Source organism: Dermacoccus abyssi, assembly GCF_003515945.1.
GTDB lineage: Bacteria > Actinomycetota > Actinomycetes > Actinomycetales > Dermatophilaceae > Dermacoccus > Dermacoccus abyssi.
Window position 1 is genome coordinate 208440 of the sequence record NZ_QWLM01000004.1, and the last position, 18768, is coordinate 227207.

The window sequence follows — 18768 nt, forward strand, 5'->3', positions numbered from 1 at the left end:
AGGTGAGGCACTTCTCTTGGGTGCGAAACGGTGAGATCAGCGACGCGAGCCGCGTCGGGGGAACCCAGCCGCCGACAGCGCCGCAGCGATGAGGGCGGGCTGGCCGAACAGGCGGACGAGGCGCTTGGTGTCGGTGTCGAGGCCGAAGGCGTCGTGCCGCTCAGCGTACTGGCTGATGTTGCCGGGGAAGATCGCGGCGTAGAAGGCGGCGAGCGCCACCCCCACCGCGGCGCGACGCTGCGGCAGGGTGAGCATCGCCGCACCGAGCGCGACCTCGACGACACCGGAGGCGAGGACGACGACGTCCTTGTCCATCGGAAACCAGTCCGGCACCTGCGCCTGGAAGTCCTTGCGGGCGAACGTGAGGTGCGAGACACCGGCGAACGACATGAAGGTTCCGAGGCCGAGACGGGCCACCTCCTGCCCACGGGTCGCCGGCGGGGCCGGATCGGCAAGTGACCGGACGGATTCGATCAGCCGGGTGAAACGAGTCATAATTGTTCCCTCCTCGCGTCGCGGGTCACGACGCATCAATCACTTGGCGACGCGGACGAGCTTCGTGTTGGCGAATTCGCCGAAGCCCCAGCGTCCGAGCTCACGCCCGTAACCGGAGCGGCGCACACCACCGAATGGCAGGCCGGCCTTCGTCGTGCCGTGCTCGTTGACATAGGTCATGCCCACCTCGAGGCGTCGGGCGATCTGCTCCGCCTTGTCGGTGTCCTTGCCCCAGACGGAGCCGGACAGGCCGAAGGAGGAGTCGTTGGCGAGCTCGACGGCTTCGTCGATCGAGTCGTAGGAGTAGACGACGGCGACGGGGCCGAAGATCTCCTCCTTGAAGGCGTCCATCTCACGCGTGACACCGGTGAGCACGGCGGGGGCCATCCAGGCGCCGTCCTGCTCGAGCGCCGTGCCACCCGTGCGAAGGGTCGCACCCTGCTCGACGGCGCGCTCGACCTGGGCGATCGCGTCGTCGCGAGCCTCGACCGACGAAAGCGGGCCCATGTCCGTGCCCTCGTCGTCCGGGTTGCCGACCTTCATGCCCTCGACGGTGGCGACAACGCCGTTGACGAAGTCGTCGAACATCGTCGACGGCACGAAGATCCGCTTCGGGGAGTTACAGGCCTGCCCGGCGTTGCTCATGCGCGCGGTGGCGACGGCCTTCGCCGTCTCGGCGACGTCGACGTCGTCGAGGACGATGAGCGCGTCCGAGCCACCGAGTTCGAGGACGCTCTTCTTGAGGTTCTGCGACGCGGTCTCGGCGACGGCCTTGCCGGCGCCCTCGCTACCGGTCAGGGAGACGCCGCGCACGCGCGGGTCCTCGATGATCGACGTGATCTGCTCGTTGCTGACGAACAGGTTGATGTAGGCATCCTGCGGCACACCCGCGGCGTGGAGGATCTCCTCGATCAGCTCGGCCGTGCGCGCGCAGATCGAGGCGTGCTTGAGCAGGATCGTGTTGCCGAGCATGAGGTTCGGCGCGACGAACCGCGCGACCTGGTAGTGCGGGAAGTTCCAGGGCATGACGCCCATGAGCACACCGATCGGGTCGGTGACGACGAGCGACTTCGCGTCGTCACCGATGTTCAGCTGCTCCTCGACGAGCAACTCCTCACCGTGCTCGGCGTACCAGCGGAAGATCGACGACGCGAGCGCGACCTCACCCTGCGCCTGCGCGAGCGGCTTGCCCATCTCGGCGCCGATGACACGGGCGAGCTCGTCGGCGCGCTCGTCGTAGATGTCGGCGACCTTCGTGAGGACGGCGGCGCGCTCGGATGCGTCCGTCGTGCGCCACGTGCCGAACGCGGCGTCGGCGCGCTCGATGGCGCGGGTGACGTCAGCATCCGTCGCGGAGGTGTACTCCTTCTCGACGACGCCGGTGGCGGGGTTCTCGGTGCGGTAGGCCATGAGGTGCCTCCTCAGATCGATGAGCTCTCTCATCGATCACAACACCAGCGGCCCCCAGAAGCTTCCTGCGCGCAGCTTTTCACCTCGAGGGGTGAGGAAACGCGCCCGCGTGTGCGGCCCGGCCAGCCCGGCGCCGGGGTGCAGCGCAGGCGCGCCGGGGCGCCGGCGGATCAAGCGTCCGCGAGCGCCCGACGGTGGTTCGTGCGGTGACGTTCGAGCCAGTTCATCGCGGGCGTGACGGTGGAGCCGTGCACGACGACGCTGACGATGATGGCGAAGGCGATCGTCGACCACAGCCAGTCGCTGCCCGCGAAGTCGGCGTGCCCCGTCGCGTACGCGATGTAGAAGATCGAGCCGATGCCGCGCACGCCGTAGAACGACGTGATCCAGCGCTCCCCCGTCGTCAGGCCGACGGCCTTCGCGGTGTCGTCGCGCCGCCCGAGCAGCGACAGCCACGCCCCGCCGGGCCTGATGACGAGGATGAGGGCCGCGACGATGACGGCACTGCGCCAATCAGCGTGCGAGAGAACACCGTTCGTCGCCGCCGCGCCGAGCAGCAGGAGCATGACGAGGGTGAGGATCTGCTCGAGACGTTCGATGAACGCGTGCATGTCCGCGTAGTAGCGGTGGCCGCGCTCGGCCTGACGCATCGCCATCGCCGTGACGAACACGGCGAGGAACCCGTACCCGCCGGCGAGCTCCGTCAGCCCGTACGAGCACATGATCGCCGCGAGCGCGGCGAGCGGCTCACCGGCGTCGGCGAGGCGGTACTTCTTCGCCGGCAGCCGGAAGAACAGCTTACCGAGCACCCACCCGACGACGAGGCCGACGGCGACGCCGAGAGCGACCTTGCCGACGAGTTCCCAGGCCAGCCACTTCCACCCCCAGTGCGACGGCGAGCCCTCGCTCGCCCACAGGATCGCGGCATAGACGAACGGGAACGCGAGACCGTCGTTGAGACCGGCCTCCGACGTCAGCGCGAACCGCACCTCGTCCGACTCGTCGATCTCGGTTTCCTGCGTCATCTCCTGCGGGGCCTCCGTCTGCGGCCCCTCGACCTGGACGTCGGAGGCGAGCACCGGGTCCGTCGGGGCGAGCGCCGCGGCGAGCAGCAACGCCGTCGGCGCGGCCAGACCGAGCGTCCAGCCGAGCAGTGACACGCCCACGATGCCGAGCGGCATCGCGATGGCGAGCAGACGCCACGTCGGCGCCCACGCGCGCCACGACGTCAGGCTGCGAAGGCGCATCGGCCGGTCGAGGGCGAGACCGACACCCATGAGCGCGACGAGCACCGTCGCTCGGAGGCATGCAGGACGAACGCCTCGTGCTCCTGCGGCGAGAACGTGAACCCCTTCGGCATCGGTGCGAGGCCGACGATCGCCCCGACGCCGAGCAGCACCATCGGCGTCGACAACGGGAAGCGCTCGACGGCGGTCGGGAGGAAGACCGCGAGCAGCAGCGCGAAGCCGAGCACGATCCAGACGAGGTCAATGGCCACGAAACACCTTCGATTCAGGGGGATTCGCTCGCGACAGTAGGCGATGAGCGCACCCGACGCACGTCGGCGTCCGAGCGCGCACCCCGTCGGCCCTGCGCTCCGCGCCGTGTCCAGCCCGCGTGGCACCTGGGATCCGCGCCGATTCGAAGGGCAGCCGGACGCACCACACCCCACCGGGCGAGGGCCAGGGTGGGGTGGGGTCAGCGGTTCAGGACCGCGGCGTCACTGCTGAAGGCGACGGCGCGCGACGACGATGCCGCCGAGCGCACCCGCACCGACGAGACCCGCGACGCCGAGCGACAGGGCGTTGGTGTCGTCACCCATGCGGTCGGTCTCGGCCTTGGGGGCCCGTGCCGGGCGTGGTCGCCGCCGTCGTCGACGTTGTCGTCGTCGGGACGGTCGTGTTGGTCGCCGGCTTCGTCGGAACCGGGTGGTCGGAGCCGGCCTGGTAGGGACCGGCGTCGTCGGGGTGGGGGTCGGCTCGGTCGGCGTCGGCGTCGTGGGCTCCAGGGTCGGGTGCGTCGGCGGGACGGCGATCGTCGCAGCCTTCGACACGATGCGCTGGCTCGTGCAGGCGTCGGCGCTCAGCGTCACCTCGTAGGTGCCCGGCTTCGGGAAGGTGACGACGACAGGATCGCCGCTCAGCATCACCGGGTCGAACTGGACCGAGCCGTGCTTCGTGCAGGTGGCACGCTTGATGCCACCCTTCGTGGCGCCGCCGGAGACCTCGGCGCCTTTGGGGAACGACATCGTGTACACGAGCGGCACACCGTACTTGGCGTGCTTGTTGCGGCCGTACTTCATCTCGTGCTGCGTGCCGGTGACGGAGGGGACGAGGGTCGCGGTCAGGCCGTCGACGGTGTACTCGATGTGCGCGGCAGCGCTCACCTTCGGCGCGGGCGCCGGCTTGGCCATGTTGACCGTCGCCGCCTTCTCGACCGTCTGCAGGCCGCCCTCACCGCAGTAGTAGCCGGTGGCCGTGATCGTGTACGTGTCCGCCTTGCGGTAAGTGTGCGAGTAGCCCGAGGAGACCGAGTCACGGAACGGCGAGGTGGGGCCGGTCGTCTCGCAGGTGAGGCCGGGGCGACCGTCGCCGTCGGGGTCGGCGTCGTCGCCGTAGTCGACGAAGAACGACATCGCGCCGTAGCGGCTCATGGGTTCTCCTGAGAATCTGCTCGTCCTGGTTTCGTCCGCGCGCCGCCCGGGATCGATCGACGCAGGCGCAGAGTGCGCGTGCTGAACCGCACGCTGACAGGTGCCGGCAGCCATGAGAAGTCCTCCCGCGCTCACCCTGCCCAGCACGGACACGCCGTAGTGAGTTGGATCACACGGTTTTCCGAAGGCCTTCTCATACATCCCGCTTCGCCCGCTGCGAGGGCTGTCAGCGTCGGCTGCGAGAATGAGACCTATGCGTCCGTTCGACCCCCAGCTGCTGCGCGCCGTGCCCGCCACCCGGCTGCCGGTCGCGCTGCTCGCCCTCATCGGAGGGCTCAGCGGAGCCGTCGCCATCGCCCAGGCCATCGCCGTGGCGCACCTCGTCGTCGCCGTCGTCGAGGGCCACTCGTTCTGGACGCCCGGCCTGTGGGTCCTGGGCCTCTTCACCCTGCGCGGGGTGCTCAACGCATCGACCGAGACGGTGGCCGCCCACGCCGGCGCACGCATCTCCGGGGCGCTGCGCGAGGGCGCGATGCGCCGCTGGATGACGCAGACGGCGGACGAACGCCCCGGCCCCAGCGCCATGCTCACCATGGCCACGAAGGGCGCGGCCGCCGTCGAACCGTACGTCGCGCGCTACCTTCCGGCTCTCGTCACAGCTGGCGTCGTGCCGGTGTTCGCCATCGCCGCGATGCTCGTCGTGGACTGGCCGAGCGCCCTCATCGTCATCGTCACGCTGCCGCTCCTGCCGGTCTTCGCAGCGCTCATCGGCCGCTACACGCAGCGCGCCACGGCGGAACGATGGGTCGAGACGACGATGCTCGCCGGACACTTCTCCGACGTCGTCGCGGGCCTTCCGACGCTCGTGGCCTACGGACGGGGCGAGCACCAGGTCGAGCAGATCCACCGCGTCGGCGAACGTCACCGCTCGGCCACGATGCGCACACTGCGCATCGCCTTCCTCTCCTCCGCAGCGCTCGACCTGCTCGCGACGATCTCCGTCGCCATGGTCGCCGTCGCCGTCGGCCTGCGCATGGCCCACGGCGACGTCTCCCTGCTCACCGGCCTCATGGCCATCCTCATCGCGCCCGAGGCGTACTGGCCGATCCGCCGCGTCGGGCAGGAGTTCCACGCGGCGGCCGACGGCGTCGAGGCCATCGACTCGCTCCTCGCGGGCAGCGACGCCCGGCCGTGGCACGCGCCCGCCCCCGAGCAGGCCGGCGGCCTCGCGCGCGCCATGCTGAGCGGCGTCTCCTACATCTACCCCGGTCAACAGAGCCCGGCCGTCAGCGGTGTCACCTCCGTCGTGCGCGACGGCCTCACCGCCCTCACCGGCCCGAGTGGATGCGGCAAGTCGACGCTCCTCGAAGTGATCGCCGGCGCGCGCCGCCCGACGGCGGGGCGCCTCGAGGTGCCGAGCACGCACCTCGTCTCGCAGCGTCCGTTCATCGCGCCGATGTCGGTGCGCGCCAACCTGACGCTGGGCAACGACGCGAGCGTCGACGAGATCCGCGAGGCCATGGCCGCCACCGGCTTCGACGACGTCGTCCTCGGCATGCCCGACGGCGTCAACACCTCCCTCGGCGACGAAGGGTTCGGCCTCTCCGCGGGCCAGCGCGCCCGCCTCGTCCTGACGCGCGCGTGGCTGTCCGACGCCGCCATCGTCCTGCTCGACGAGCCCACCGCTCACCTCGACCCGGCGAGTGCTGCGGACATCCGTGAGGCGATCGTCGCGCTCGCCGCGCGCAAGCCCGTCGTCGTCGTGACGCACGACGAGGAACTCGCGGCCCGCGCCGACAACCAGTGGCGCATCGCGGCCCGATCGACCCGCGACGAGGTGACGGCATGACCTCTGAAACGCAGGAGCGACGCCCACTGTTCAAGCCGGTGCGCGGCGTGACGCTCGCCGGGCTCATCGGTGCGCTCGCGTTCGCGTGTGGCGTTGCGCTGACGGCCACGTCGGGCTGGCTCATCGTGCGCGCCAGCGAGCGCCCCGTCGTCCTCACCCTGCTCACCGCCATCGTCGCCGTGCGCGCGTTCGGTATCGGACGCCCGGTGTTCCGCTACGTCGAGCGACTCGTCTCCCACAACGCCGCGCTGGCCGACCTCACGGATCGTCGAACCGCGGCCTACCGCCAGCTCGTGCCGCTCACCCCGGCACGCCTGGGCACGAAGCGCCGCGCCGACCTTCTCTCCGGCGTCGTGCGCGACCTGGACGACGAGGTCGACATCCAGGTGCGCGTCGTCGTCCCGCTCATCACGACGGTCGGTGCCGCGCTCGTTGCCGTCGTCACGACGTTCGTCGTCCATCCGCCCGCGGGCTTCGTCGTGCTCGGCTCGGTCGTCGCGGCGGCCCTCGTGGGGTGGATCGACCTCGCGCTCGAACGCCGCGGCCAAGCGGCGTCGCTCGCGGCGCGCGGCCAGGTCGACCGGGTGGCGCACCTCGTGGCGTCCGGAGCGAACGAGCTCGGCGCCATCCGCGCCACCGATGAGCCGATGACGTGGCTCGCGTACGCGCAGAAGAACGTCGAGAAGGCCGCCTTCGCCCAGTCGCGCGGCCGCGCCGTCGGAGTGGCTCTCGCGCTCGCCGTCACGGGTGTCGCAACCCTCGCCATGGCGTGGGTTCTCGACGGCGAGGTCGAGGCCGGAACGATCAACGGACCCTTCGCTGCGCTGCTGCTCCTCACCCCGCTCGCTCTCGGCGATGTCGTCGGCCTCATCCCCGACGCCCTGGGCTCGCTCGCCCGCTCGTCCGCCGCCCGCGACCGTCTCGAAGCGCTGCTCACGCAGGAGCCGGCGGTGCGGGATTCGGGCTCGGAGGCTGCGCCAAACGAGACGGTGCCGCACCTGCGCGTGCGTGACCTGACGGCTTCGTGGACCGGCGAGAAGACCGACCTCGGGCCTGTCACCCTCGATGTCGCACCCGGTGAGCACATCGCCGTCACCGGCCCCAACGGGTGCGGCAAGTCGACACTTCTCGCCGTCCTCGCGCGCCACCTCGACCCGACCGGCGGAACGTACGCCTGGGGCGAGCGTGACGTCCGCGACCTCCCGCTGGACGCCGTGCGCGACGGCATCGCCTTCGTCGACGACGACCCGCACCTGTTCGTCGGCTCGCTGCGCGCCAACCTCCTGCTCGCCCGCCCTGACGCGGACGACACGGACGTGCTTCGCGCGCTCGAGCGCGCCGGGCTCGGGCCGTGGCTCGCGGAACTCGGCGAGGGTCTCGACACGCACCTCGGCGAATACCTCGTGAGCGCCGGACGTTCGGGGGCCGAGTCGGTGGCCACCGCCACCGAGCGCTCGATCAGCGGCGGCGAGAGGGCGCGCCTCGGCATTGCGCGGGCACTGCTCTCCGAGCGCCCCGTCATCCTGCTCGACGAGCCCGTCGCCCACCTCGACGGACCGACCGCCGACGCCGTCGTCCGCGACCTGCTCACCGCGAGCACCGGACGCACCGTCGTCATGGTGAGCCACCACCCCATCGCGTTCGACGCGCTCGACCGCGTGATCGACCTGCCCGCCGTCACGAACTGAGCTTCGACGGTTCCTGCGCACGAACCGCATGGCCGTACGCCACGAGCCCCACACCGCGTTGGTGTGGGGCTCGGTGGTCGTTCAGTTCGGTTCAGCCACCGAAGAGCTTGCCGAAGATGCCTTTCTTCGGCTCGCTCACGGCCGAGCGTTGCGCCGTCGAGGGCGCCTGTCGCGGGGCGGACACGACCTCAGGTGCCTGCGTCGAAACGCCCCCGCGCGATTCGTACGCGCATAGCGTCTCGCGGGCCTTGACGAGGAAAGCATCGACGCTCGCGGCGTCGTACCCTCTGCGCCCGAAACCGCGCGCCCGCGTGAACGCCACGTCGTCGATCGAACGAGACGTGACCACGCCCTGACGCGGCGCGCCCTGCTCGTAGCCGCGAAGGGTGATCACAAGGGAATCGAGGAAGTCATCGACCTCGATCTCGTCGTAACCAGCCCCGCCGCGCCCTTGCTCGAACTCGACCTTGACGACGTCGTCCGACGCCAGCACGTCAGCCCTTGAAGATGCGACGCAGCAGGCCCTTGCGCGATGTGTCGTCACGCTCCGGCAGCCGCTCGGCCTTGTCGATGGGCTGCGGACGGTCGATCGACTCCGGGCGTCCCATGTCGGACGCCCGGTCGTCGGCGACCGGGCTCGACGCCTCGAACGACTGCTGCTCGCGCACGTCGTCGCCACCACCGGCAACGTCGAACGAACCGTCACGACGGGCGTCGTCGGCGAACGGGTCACGGTTGCCGACGCCGGGCTGCTCGAAGCCACCCTCGCGCGGCTCACGCACGCGAGCGGTCTCCTCGTTCATCGGCGCCACACGATGCGGGCCGTCCGTGCCGCGTCCACCGAACGTTTCGGCCCGGGCCGGCTGCTCGGGGCGCTCGAAGGAGTCCCGACCAGCGTCGTCAGCGAACGGGTCACGCTCGAAGCCACCGGTCTGCGGCGGGGCAGCCTGCGGCGCCTCGCCCCGTTCGGTCGGCTGCGTCGGCAGCGGACGCTCGGTCACAGCGCTCGGCTCGGAGAACGGGTCGAACTCCCCATCGCGACGGGCGTCCTGTGCCACGGGGGCCTCGGGCGCCACCGGACGGTCATCGACGAGCGGCGCCTGCTCGGTCGGCAGAACGCCGGCGTCCGGCCCACGATCGAGATCGCTCGCAGGCATGCTCGCGCTCTCGTCGTAGGCGCCGCCCGTGCTGCGACGCGGGGAGTCACCGGCCCCGTCCTCGGGCGAGGAGTATGCGCTGTACTCGGGGTGGTACTGAGCCTCCGCCTCGCGGTCCTCATCGCTCATCGAGCGGCGAGCCTCACTGCGGGGCAGCGGAACTCGACGGTCGGTGGCGCGGTAGGAGACGATCTCGGGCTGTGTGGCGCTCGTGCGCTCGTCGGCGACGGCGTCACCGCCGGCCACTGCGTCGCCTTCGTACGCGTTGCTGCCCTGGAAGCGCTCGTCGGCGCGGGGGCCCTCATCCTCACCCTGGAGTAGGATCGCGCCTTCGTCGGGGTAACGGGGGGCGCGGTCGCGGCGAAGACCGTTGTCCTCGAAGGCCCAGTTGTCACCCTGCTCGGCTGCGGCGACCGGGCGGGCCTCCTCGGCACTCACCTGCTGCGGCGGCACGGGCTCGGCGAACGTCTCGCTGTGGGCTGCAACCGGGTCGTGGTAGTCGGCGGCATCGTGCTCACGACGCACCGGGTCGCCAGCATCGTCACTGACGGGCTCGCCGTCGATACGCACGGCGTCGCGCTCGTCACGCGGGGCCCAGTCGTTGCGCTCGCCCTGATCGCTGTGGCGGTGAGCGGCGTAACCTCCGGCGGCAGCGGCTGCGACACCGGCGGGGCCGAAGCCCGAGGAACGCTCCTCGCGCTCGCCCTCGAAGCCACGCTCGTCACGCAGGTCTGCGTCACGACGCTCGTCCGCGAAGGGCTCGTTGCCCAGCTGCTCGTCACGTACGCCGTCATCGCGGCGCTCGGCGTCGAAGCGCTCCTCAGGCGTGACCGCGGAGTCGTTCGCCAACGTGTCGCGCTCGGCCGGTGCCGCGTACGCGGCGTCGTGGGAGGTGTTCACGTCGGAACGGTCGTCCGAGCGCAGCTCACGGTTGCGGCCCGACTCGTCCGGGGCCATGATCGGCGCCTCGTCGACCGGGTCGGATCCGACCATGTTGACACCGCCCTGACGGCCGGCCCCTGCATCACCGGCGCGGTCGTCACGCACGTCATCACGCGTGTCGGAAGCGAAGGCGTCGTCACGGCGCTCGTCGCGCTGACCGTGCGCAGCCGCGGCACCTCCGGCGGCGACAGCGCCGCCACCTGCCACCAGGCCCGCGTCGCGACCGACGAAGCCACGCTCGTCTCGGCGCTCACGACCGTCGAAAGCGCGCTCATCGGCGACGTTCTCGTCGCGGCGGCCGTCGAACGCTGCGGCGTCCGAGACCTCGTCGACACGGACGCCGGGCTCACCGAAGCCACCCCGACGCTCGTCGGCGGGCTCGAAGCCGCGCTCGTCGTCGAAGCGCTCCTCACGCCGCGGCGCACCGCCGGCGACCGCGAGGGCCTCACCGTCACGCACGCCCCCGTCGTCGGCGAAGGCGCTGCGCGGCGAGTCCTGAAGCTCAGGCGCCGCAGGCTCTGCGTAGGCCTCCGGGCGACGCTCGTCGCGCAGGTCACGCTCGTCGACGAAACCGCGCTCGTCGTAGCGATCGTCGCGGACGTCGCCGCGCGGATCGACGTCCGCACGGTCCTCGCGGCGCTCGTATGCAGCAGCACCCGCGACACCGGCGCCGGCGACACCGTGACCGCCGTGTGCGCCGTGTTCACGCTCGTCTGCGCCGTCCGTTCGCTCATCGCGGACGACACCACGGCTGTCGGCCTCGGCGTCACTGGGGGGGCCTGCGTCGACCGGCGCGGACGCCCGACGCACGCCGTCCTCGTAGGCACGGATGCGCTGGGCGACCCGGTCGAGCAGGTCGTCGACGTCGTCGAGGTCGTATCCACCGGCAGACTGCGGGCCGCGCTCGGAGAACACCACCTCGACGACGTCGTTGGCGCTCACGGCGTGCGAAGGCATCTGGCCGCCGCGCTCGATGGCTTCGAGCGTGTCGGCGACGCGGTCGAGGTAGTCGTCGACACCGACCTCGTCATAGCCGACCTTGCCGGCGTCGGCGCGGTGGAACTGCGCCGTCCTGACCTCATGCGCGGTGAGCATCTTCATATCCCCTCGGTTACGGATGCGCTGCGGGGGCAGCGGTTCTTGATTGAGCCTAACCACGGGCGCACCTGGCCGATACCCCCTTGTTCGGAGTGTCGTCTCCCGGTGACGCGCCAAAGGGGCCCGAGCCCCGAGGTGGCGGCGCCACAGGTGTAGTTGCACTTCATAGCTCATTCGTGCAAAATTGCACTCGCGTGTTTGACAGTGCAAAGGAGTGGCCGTGGGTTTCATGTGGGATTGCAGCACTGACGACCCCCGAGCCCAGCGCGCCCACAAGCGGCTCCAGGAGATCCGCTCGGCGGCGTGCACCCTCGTCATCGAGCGCGGGTACGACGGCTTCACCATGGACGACCTCGCCGAGGCCGCCGGCGTCAGCCGCCGCACCCTGTTCAACTACGTGCCCGACAAGGCGTCGGCCGTCCTCGGCCCCGACGGCGTCGGGGACAACCCGCAGGTCGCGCTCTTCCGTGACGGCGGCCCCACCGGTGTCCTCATGCCCGACCTCATCCAGGCGCTCGACAGCGTCATGAGCGAGGTCGAGGATCCCTCCATGGTCAGCGATCAGCACGCCCTTGTCGAACGGGCCATCGCGAGCGACGGCAAGGTGGCCCACCTCGCGTTCGAGCGGTTCACGCACCTGTCCGACACCCTGGCCACCCTCATCTGCGAGCGCGAGAAGTGGGACGCGGGCGACCTGCGCGCCCGCACGATCACTGCAACCTTCCTCGCCATCGTCAAAGTCAGCCTCGAGGAGTTCTCCCTCCGCAAGGCCGACTCCGACTTCATGACCGTCTTCCACGACGTGCTCGACGCGGATGCCGCCGTCCGCTCGATGCGCTGACACCCCACAGACCCCCCTTTCACAAAGGAGTTCCCAGTGGCAAACATGCTCTACCGCCTCGGAAGGACGGCCTACCGCAAGTGGCCGTTCTTCCTCGTGGGGTGGCTCATCGCCCTCCTCGCGCTCGGCGGATTCGCCGCCGCGAAGTCGCGGCCGATGACGTCGCAGTTCACGATTCCCGGCATCCCCTCGTTGCAGGCCGCCGAGACGCAGAAGGAACTGTTCCCGGATCAGCCCGCCGCCGACAAGCAGGTCAACGGCCAGCTCGTCATCAAGGCACCGGCCGGGCACACCCTCGCCGAACAGCCCTACAAGGGCCAGGTCGACGAACTGATCAAGAAGGTCAGCGGCGTCCAGCAGATGCCGAAGACGAAGCTCGCCAACCCCGCCGAAGCCGGCCCCGCGATGAAGCAGCAGATCGTCGCGCAGGCCACGAAGCAGGGCACGCCCAAGGCTGTCGCGGAGAAGAACGCCGAGGCGCTCTCCCCGCTGAGCAAGGACGGCCGCATCGGCACGGTGTCGTGGAACTTCGCCGTCGACAACATCATGGACATCAAGCCCGAGACGCAGCAGAGCATCCTCGACGCGGCCAAGGCCGCCGAGAAGAACGGGCTCACCATCGCTGCCGGCGGCCAGGGCATGCAGGAGATGATCCAGCCGGGCGCCACCTCCGAGCTCATCGGCATCGGCATCGCGCTGCTCGTCCTCGTCCTGACCTTCGGCTCGTTCGTCGCCGCGGGCATGCCGATCCTCAACGCCGTCATGGGCCTCATGCTCGGCATGATGGGCATCACCGGCGCCACCGCGTTCTTCGACCTGCCCGAGACGACGACCGCGCTCGCCTCGATGATCGGCCTCGCCGTCGGTATCGACTACGCGCTGTTCATCCTGTCGCGCTACCGCGCGGAGCTGCGCCACGTCGACATCAACAGCCAGGCCGACCGTGAGCACGCCATGGGCCGCGCACTCGGCACGGCCGGTTCGGCGGTCGTCTTCGCCGGCCTCACCGTCATCATCGCGCTGTCCGCGTTCGGCGTTCTCGGTATCAGCATGCTGACGGCGATGGGTCTCGGCGCGGCCGGCACCGTCACGCTCGCCGTCATCACGTCGCTGACGCTGCTGCCCGCCCTCATGGGCATGCTCAAGACGAAGGCGTTCGCCGGTCGGGTCCGCGAGGACAAGGCCGCCGACGAGTTCGACCACGACTCGACCAACGGCTCGGTGCGCCTCGCGCGCGGCATCCGCAAGGCCCCGTGGGCGGTCGCACTCGCTGTCGTCGCGCTGCTCGCCGCCCTGGCCTCGCCGGTGCAGCACCTCCACCTCGGCCTGCCGTCCGACGCGACGGCGCAGAAGGGTACGGAGGCTCGACAGAGCGCCGACCTGCTCGCCGAGGGCTGGGGCGCGGGCAAGAACGCGCCGATGATCGCCATCATCGACGGCCGTGAGATCGACGGCGGCCAGAAGGCCCAGATGGGTGCCTACGCCAAGGTCGTCGAATGGGCGGCCAAGGACGAGAACGTGGCCAACGCACAGATCGTGCAGATGGCGAAGAAGGGCGACGGCGCCGTCGTCATGGTGACGCCGAAGACGGGCCCGGCCGACAAGGCCACTGACGAGATGCTGGAGCGTCTGCGCGACCAGCAGGCCGCCACCGAGAAGGCCACGGGCACGAAGCTCGGCATCACCGGCCAGACGGCGATCGCGGCGGACGTGTCGGAGAAGCTCGCCGACGCCCTGCCGAAGTACCTCGCCATCGTCGTCGGCCTCGCGTTCCTGCTCCTCGTCCTCGTGTTCCGTTCGATCGTCGTGCCGCTGCTCGCCACGCTGGGCTTCCTGCTCTCCGTGCTCGCGACGCTCGGTTTCACGACGAAGCTCGTCACCGACGGCACGTTCGGCATCTTCGAGCCGCAGCCGATCATGAGCTTCATGCCGACGCTGCTCATCGGCATCGTGTTCGGGCTCGCGATGGACTACCAGGTGTTCCTCACGACCCGCATGCGCGAGGCCTACGTGCACGGCACGGAAGCGCGTGACGCCGTCATCGACGGTTTCCGCCACTCGGGCCGCGTCGTCGTGGCCGCTGCTCTCATCATGATCTCGGTGTTCGCCGCCTTCGCGGCACAGGACAACGCGCTCATCCGTGAGATCGGTATCGCGCTCGCGGCAGCGATCGTGTTCGACGCCTTCCTCGTGCGCATGATCCTCGTGCCCGCCGTCATGCTCATGCTCGGCGACAAGGCCTGGTGGATGCCGAAGTGGCTCGACAAGATCCTGCCGAACGTCGACGTCGAGGGCGAGAGCCTCGCCCAGCACGGTGCTCGCCCGGGGACGCCGGCCGTGGCCGGCGCGGCTGGTTCGGCTGCGGGCATCGCTGACGCACCTGCCGCGTCGGGCTCGGTGACCGCTGGTGGCGCCACCCCGGCGTCCACGGTGGCGAAGGTCTTCGAAGGCGAGAGCCACAGCGAGCCGAAGCACCTGGCCGACGACAACGACACGGTGCGTGACGACGGTTACAAGCCGTAGCACTGACGCATCGAAGAACTGCGGCGGGCGCGAACCTTCTCTGGGGAGGGTTCGCGCCCGCCGTCCGTCTCACCCCCTCGCGATCTTCGACTTCTTGGCCATCAGCGGATCTCCTTGAACACGACGTGCCGGCGCACGATCGGGTCGTACTTGCGCAGTTCGAGCCGGCCGGGGGTGTTTCGACGGTTCTTCTGCGTGATGTAGCGACAGCCGGTGCCGGCGCTCGACTGGACGCTGACCTTCGGGCGTACGTCGCTCCTCTTGGAGGCCATCAGAGCTTCACTCCCCTCGCCCGCAACTCGGCGACGACGACGTCGATACCGCGCTTGTCGATGGTGCGAATGCCGCGTGGGCTGACGGTGAGGCGCACGGTGCGTCCGAGGCTCGGCACCCAGTAGCGCCTCTTCTGGACGTTGACGTCGAACCGCCTCTTGCTGCGCACGTGGCTGTGCGAGATCGAATGGCCGAAGCCCGGCACAGCGCCGCTGACCATGCATTTGCGTGCCATGCTGCTCCTCGGATACAAAATGAGAGCGGTTCTCATTTCTAACACGAGGAAAGAGGGGTAGCAACCGTGAAGAAGGGCATCCACCCCGCCTACGAGCGCGTGGCGTTCCGGGACTCCACCACCGGCGCCGTGTTCGTCACCCGAACGACGCTGCGCCCGAGCGAGACCATCGACATCGACGGTGACACGGTGCCGGTCGTCAACGTCGAGGTCTCCAGCGACTCGCACCCGTTCTGGACGGGCAAGGCGCGCGTGCACGACAGCGAAGGGCGCGTGGCACAGTTCAACCGCCGCTACGGACGAGGACGCACGGCGTGAGCGGGCAGGGGAACAGCGCAACGCCCACCGTCGTCATCACCGGCGTCGAACAGAGCGCAGCCGACACCACGGCCATGAGTTTGCTGTTCGACCTGCCGAAGCCTGTCGTCGTCACGGTCTCGTTCGGGGCTGACGGGACGAGCCTCGTGCGCACGGTGAGCGACGTGACCGGCCTGCTGGATCGCACGACGATCGACCTCGAACACGCCTGCGTGCCGTGCGCGATCCGCGAGGACGTGCTGCCGACGATTGCCGGCCTCGCGAGCAGCGGCCACTGGTCGAGCATCATCGCGAGACTGCCGATCGGAGCTGAGGCGACGCAGTTGTGCCGAGTCGCCTCCTATGAGCCGAACACGCTCGGCGGAGCACGGATGGCAGCCGTCGTGAACGCGGTCGACGGATGTGACGCCGTCCGACACCTCACCGGGCCCGAACTGCTGGTCGAACGGGAGTTGCCCACGTTCGAAGGTGACGTGCGCGGCACCGCCAAGGTGGCGACGACCCTGCTCGAGTACGCGGATGTCATCGCCGTCGACGGCGAACTCATGCCCGAATGCTCGACGCTCGTCCGCACGCTGGCGCGCAGGTGGTCGAGAACTGGTCGCAGTGGGACGCGACAGCACTTCTGCCCGGCGTGCACGACGTCGAAGCCATCGAGAAGTGGGTCGCCGAGACGCCACCCGCCCAGATCGGGGACTCGTGCGAGGACGGTGTGTGGCGCGTGCGGCTTCGCTCCGAACGTGCCGTACACCCCGAGCGCATCCAGGAGAACCTGCCGGAACTCGGCGGCGGCGCGTTCCGGACGCGCGGCTGCTTCTGGGTGCCGACCCGGCCGGAGACGCTGTGCGCGTGGGACGGCGCAGCGGGTCAGCTCAACATCGGCACGGCGGGGCGCTGACGCCGTCCGGCCGCGCGGCGTACGGATTTCGTCGTCACCGGGCTCCTCGCGCACGGTGACCCTCGCGACGAATTGCGTCGAGCCTTCGAAGCGGCCCTGTGCACACCCGCCGAACTCGACACGCTCGCAGCCGTGTGGAGCACCGACGAAGACGGACTCGAGCCCTGGCTCGGCGACATGAAGGAGTACCACTGATGGCCGTTCCGAAACGAAAAGTCTCACGCGCCAACACCCGCTCGCGACGAGCGAACTGGAAGGCGGTGCCCGCGGTGCTCGTCCCCGTCGCCGTGGACGGGACGTTCTACCGGGTTCCGCGGCGTCTCGCCCGGGCCGTCGAACGAGGGCTCATCGACCCGCCCACAGAATCACGCATCGACGAAGGAGGACGACGATGAAGGTGCGCAAGTCCCTGCGCTCACTCAAGGACCAGCCCGGCTCGCAGGTTGTTCGCCGCCGCGGCAAGACCTACGCCATCAACAAACAGAACCCGCGCGTCAAGGCTCGTCAGGGCTGAGTCGGCCACGTCGACGCTGGGCGGTGCACGCACGTGATCGGTGTGTGCGTCGCCCAGCGCGCACGGCGCCGACGTCTGCGTGGCCGAGCCCGGGCAATCGGGCTGCGAGTTACTCGCCCGTCTCGGTTAATCGTCGTTAACCTAGGCGGCATGACCGCGACGACTGAGGCACCCAGCACGCACACCGACGACAGCACCGACATCCTGGCGCGCGCCCGGACGCAGGTGCTCGAGAACGGGCAGCCGCTCGGCTACGACGACCTCGTCGAGGTGCTGCGCACCGGCGACGACCGACTCGAGGAGTTGCTGCAACTGGCCCACGACGTGCGCCTTCGCTACAACGGTGACGAGGTCGAGGTCGAGGGCATCGTCAGCCTCAAGACGGGCGGGTGCCCGGAGGACTGCCACTTCTGCTCGCAGTCGGGCCAGTTCACCTCCCCGGTGCGCTCGGTGTGGCTCAACATCCCGCAGCTCGTGCGCGCCGCGAAGCAGACGCGCGAGACGGGCGCGTCGGAGTTCTGCATCGTCGCCGCCGTGCGCGGGCCCGACGAGAAGCTCATGACGCAGATGCGTGAGGCCGTGAAGGCCATCCACGCCGAGGTCGACATCCAGGTCGCGGCGTCGCTCGGCATGCTCACCCAGGAGCAGGTCGACGACCTGCGCGACATGGGCGTGCACCGCTACAACCACAACCTCGAAGCGGCGAAGTCGTACTTCCCCGACGTCGTCACGACGCACTCGTACGAGGAGCGTTTCGAGACGTGCCAGATGATCCGCGAGTCGGGCATGGAGCTGTGCTGCGGTGGGCTCGTCGGCATGGGCGAGACGCTTGAGCAGCGCGCCGAACTCGCGTCGCAGCTGGCTGAGCTCGACCCGCACGAGGTGCCGCTCAACTTCCTCAACCCGCGCCCGGGAACGCCGTTCGAGAACATCGAGCCGATGGAGTCGAACGACGCCCTGCGCACCATCGCCGCGTTCCGCCTCGCGCTGCCGCGCACCATCCTGCGCTACGCGGGCGGCCGTGAGTTGACGCTAGGCGACCTCGGCACGCGCGACGGCCTCATGGGTGGCATCAACGCCGTCATCGTGGGCAACTACCTCACGACGCTCGGGCGTGACCCGAAGGAAGACCTGTCACTCCTGTCGGACCTCAACATGCCGATCAAGGCGCTCAACGCCACGCTCTGAGCGCCGCCCCGCACCGACTCTTCGTCCGCTCCCGACCGCCTCGCGCTCGGGAGCGGACGTCTCACCCTTCGAGGAGACCTTCCTGATGAGCGCTACGAGCGACACGGGCGTCGCGGACGTCACCGCGACGTACTGCACCCGGTGCGGCAAGCTGCCCGACGAGGCCGACCACACCGCATGCGTGCGCTGGCTCGCCGCCGAGGAACCGCCCCGCTTCTGCGCCCAGTGCGCCCGCCGGATGAAGGTGCAGGTCGTCCCGACGGGGTGGTCGGCCGAGTGCTCCCGCCACGGCGCATTGAGCGGCGGCGCAGGAGTCTGACCCGCTGGGGCGGGGGCTAGCTGGTGACGTTTGCTGCGGTTGGCTGCGTTGCAACGTCACCAAGCGCAGCAAACGTCACCAACCAGCGTGTCCACAGCAGTGACGGCCGAGGCTTCTGTCCACAGGCCCCGTCCGAGGCTTCTTGTCACCCCGGCCCAGGCTCCTGATGCTGGCTCCATGAGCACCCATCAACCGCCCGTGCGGAGCGTGACGACGGCGCAACTGACGCGCGCAGGTCTCACCTCACGTCAGATCGATGCCTTCGTTCGCTCGGGCAAGCTCGAGCGAATCGGCCGAGGCGTCTACGTCGAAAGCCACGACGTAGACGCGGCAAGCCCGGAGTCACGGGTACGGGAGCATCTCGTCC

Annotated in this window: 21 protein-coding genes and 1 pseudogene; 12 read left to right on the plus strand and 10 right to left on the minus strand. The window is 69.8% G+C overall.

The window, feature by feature from the left end:
* Positions 1-36: 36 nt before the first annotated feature.
* From D1832_RS05490 to D1832_RS05505, 5 genes are all read right to left on the minus strand, one after another.
* Entirely contained in the window at positions 37-495 is a 459-nt protein-coding gene (locus tag D1832_RS05490; RefSeq protein ID WP_182434670.1) for a DoxX family protein, read from the minus strand.
* Positions 496-534: 39 nt separating this feature from the next.
* The gene (locus D1832_RS05495) at positions 535-1905 is read right to left on the minus strand and encodes an NAD-dependent succinate-semialdehyde dehydrogenase (protein ID WP_118912955.1); all 1371 of its coding nucleotides are present in this window, start codon (positions 1903-1905) and stop codon (positions 535-537) included.
* Between the two features lie 170 nt (positions 1906-2075).
* Positions 2076-3182 (minus strand): cation:proton antiporter, encoded by a 1107-nt coding sequence (locus D1832_RS05500; RefSeq protein WP_241510873.1) that lies wholly within the window; start codon positions 3180-3182, stop codon positions 2076-2078.
* Complete coding sequence (locus D1832_RS15735; protein ID WP_241510874.1) at positions 3134-3403, minus strand: hypothetical protein; 270 nt, start codon at positions 3401-3403, stop codon at positions 3134-3136. The genes D1832_RS05500 and D1832_RS15735 overlap by 49 nt, the downstream gene beginning before the upstream one ends.
* 222 nt (positions 3404-3625) lie before the next feature.
* Positions 3626-4558 (minus strand): hypothetical protein, encoded by a 933-nt coding sequence (locus D1832_RS05505; RefSeq protein ID WP_118912956.1) that lies wholly within the window; start codon positions 4556-4558, stop codon positions 3626-3628.
* A 253-nt stretch (positions 4559-4811) separates the two neighbouring features.
* Between D1832_RS05505 and cydD the strand changes: the two genes are divergently transcribed.
* Both cydD and cydC read left to right on the plus strand, forming a co-directional pair.
* The gene (gene cydD / locus D1832_RS05510; protein ID WP_118912957.1) at positions 4812-6407 is read left to right on the plus strand and encodes a thiol reductant ABC exporter subunit CydD; all 1596 of its coding nucleotides are present in this window, start codon (positions 4812-4814) and stop codon (positions 6405-6407) included.
* Positions 6404-8095, plus strand: a complete 1692-nt coding sequence (gene cydC, locus D1832_RS05515; RefSeq protein WP_147362621.1) for a thiol reductant ABC exporter subunit CydC — start codon at positions 6404-6406, stop codon at positions 8093-8095. Before cydD ends, cydC begins: the two co-directional genes overlap by 4 nt.
* A 91-nt stretch (positions 8096-8186) precedes the next feature.
* Here cydC and D1832_RS05520 read toward each other — a convergent pair whose 3' ends face one another.
* Together D1832_RS05520 and D1832_RS05525 are read right to left on the minus strand one after the other, a co-directional pair.
* Positions 8187-8588 carry a DivIVA domain-containing protein gene (locus D1832_RS05520; protein ID WP_118912959.1) on the minus strand — a complete coding sequence of 134 codons (402 nt, stop codon included), beginning with the start codon at positions 8586-8588 and terminating at the stop codon, positions 8187-8189.
* A 1-nt stretch (position 8589) separates the two neighbouring features.
* Positions 8590-11289, minus strand: a complete 2700-nt coding sequence (locus D1832_RS05525) for a DivIVA domain-containing protein (RefSeq protein WP_182434671.1) — start codon at positions 11287-11289, stop codon at positions 8590-8592.
* 232 nt (positions 11290-11521) lie between these two features.
* Here D1832_RS05525 and D1832_RS05530 point away from each other — a divergent pair, with 232 nt between their 5' ends.
* Positions 11522-12133: a TetR/AcrR family transcriptional regulator gene (locus D1832_RS05530; protein ID WP_118913035.1), complete on the plus strand. Its 612-nt coding sequence runs from the start codon at positions 11522-11524 to the stop codon at positions 12131-12133.
* Positions 12134-12178: 45 nt separating this feature from the next.
* A complete protein-coding gene (locus tag D1832_RS05535) occupies positions 12179-14656 on the plus strand; it encodes an MMPL family transporter (protein ID WP_241510887.1) in 2478 nt (825 codons plus the stop codon).
* Positions 14657-14757: 101 nt separating this feature from the next.
* Here the strand turns inward: D1832_RS05535 and rpmG are convergent, their stop codons facing one another.
* Together rpmG and rpmB are read right to left on the minus strand one after the other, a co-directional pair.
* The gene (gene rpmG / locus D1832_RS05540; RefSeq protein WP_118912962.1) at positions 14758-14928 is read right to left on the minus strand and encodes a 50S ribosomal protein L33; all 171 of its coding nucleotides are present in this window, start codon (positions 14926-14928) and stop codon (positions 14758-14760) included.
* The gene (gene rpmB, locus D1832_RS05545; protein ID WP_118912963.1) at positions 14928-15164 is read right to left on the minus strand and encodes a 50S ribosomal protein L28; all 237 of its coding nucleotides are present in this window, start codon (positions 15162-15164) and stop codon (positions 14928-14930) included. Before rpmB ends, rpmG begins: the two co-directional genes overlap by 1 nt.
* A 66-nt stretch (positions 15165-15230) precedes the next feature.
* Here rpmB and D1832_RS05550 point away from each other — a divergent pair, with 66 nt between their 5' ends.
* Complete coding sequence (locus D1832_RS05550) at positions 15231-15482, plus strand: type B 50S ribosomal protein L31 (protein WP_118912964.1); 252 nt, start codon at positions 15231-15233, stop codon at positions 15480-15482.
* On the opposite strand, the gene D1832_RS15540 is transcribed toward D1832_RS05550, so the two are convergent.
* Positions 15448-15768 carry a hypothetical protein gene (locus D1832_RS15540; RefSeq protein ID WP_206609356.1) on the minus strand — a complete coding sequence of 107 codons (321 nt, stop codon included), beginning with the start codon at positions 15766-15768 and terminating at the stop codon, positions 15448-15450. The two genes, D1832_RS05550 and D1832_RS15540, sit on opposite strands and share 35 nt — an antisense overlap.
* A gap of 267 nt (positions 15769-16035) precedes the next feature.
* Here D1832_RS15540 and D1832_RS05560 point away from each other — a divergent pair, with 267 nt between their 5' ends.
* The 7 genes and pseudogenes from D1832_RS05560 to D1832_RS16200 all read left to right on the plus strand — a co-directional run.
* Positions 16036-16380 (plus strand): CobW C-terminal domain-containing protein, encoded by a 345-nt coding sequence (locus D1832_RS05560; protein ID WP_118912966.1) that lies wholly within the window; start codon positions 16036-16038, stop codon positions 16378-16380.
* Positions 16381-16452: 72 nt separating this feature from the next.
* Positions 16453-16575: a hypothetical protein gene (locus D1832_RS16000; protein ID WP_274541950.1), complete on the plus strand. Its 123-nt coding sequence runs from the start codon at positions 16453-16455 to the stop codon at positions 16573-16575.
* Entirely contained in the window at positions 16575-16775 is a 201-nt protein-coding gene (gene rpmF, locus D1832_RS05565) for a 50S ribosomal protein L32 (RefSeq protein WP_118912967.1), read from the plus strand. Before D1832_RS16000 ends, rpmF begins: the two co-directional genes overlap by 1 nt.
* Positions 16772-16894, plus strand: coding sequence for a type B 50S ribosomal protein L36 (ykgO, locus tag D1832_RS05570; RefSeq protein ID WP_118912968.1), 123 nt, complete (start codon positions 16772-16774; stop codon positions 16892-16894). Before rpmF ends, ykgO begins: the two co-directional genes overlap by 4 nt.
* Before the next feature lie 150 nt (positions 16895-17044).
* Positions 17045-18082, plus strand: a complete 1038-nt coding sequence (gene bioB, locus D1832_RS05575) for a biotin synthase BioB (RefSeq protein WP_118912969.1) — start codon at positions 17045-17047, stop codon at positions 18080-18082.
* An 85-nt stretch (positions 18083-18167) separates the two neighbouring features.
* On the plus strand, positions 18168-18401 hold the full coding sequence (gene bsaP / locus D1832_RS05580) for a biotin synthase auxiliary protein BsaP (RefSeq protein ID WP_118912970.1): 234 nt from the start codon (positions 18168-18170) through the stop codon (positions 18399-18401).
* A gap of 177 nt (positions 18402-18578) precedes the next feature.
* Positions 18579-18698 (plus strand): annotated as a pseudogene (locus D1832_RS16200) (type IV toxin-antitoxin system AbiEi family antitoxin domain-containing protein); the annotation flags it as partial.
* Positions 18699-18768: the final 70 nt, after the last annotated feature.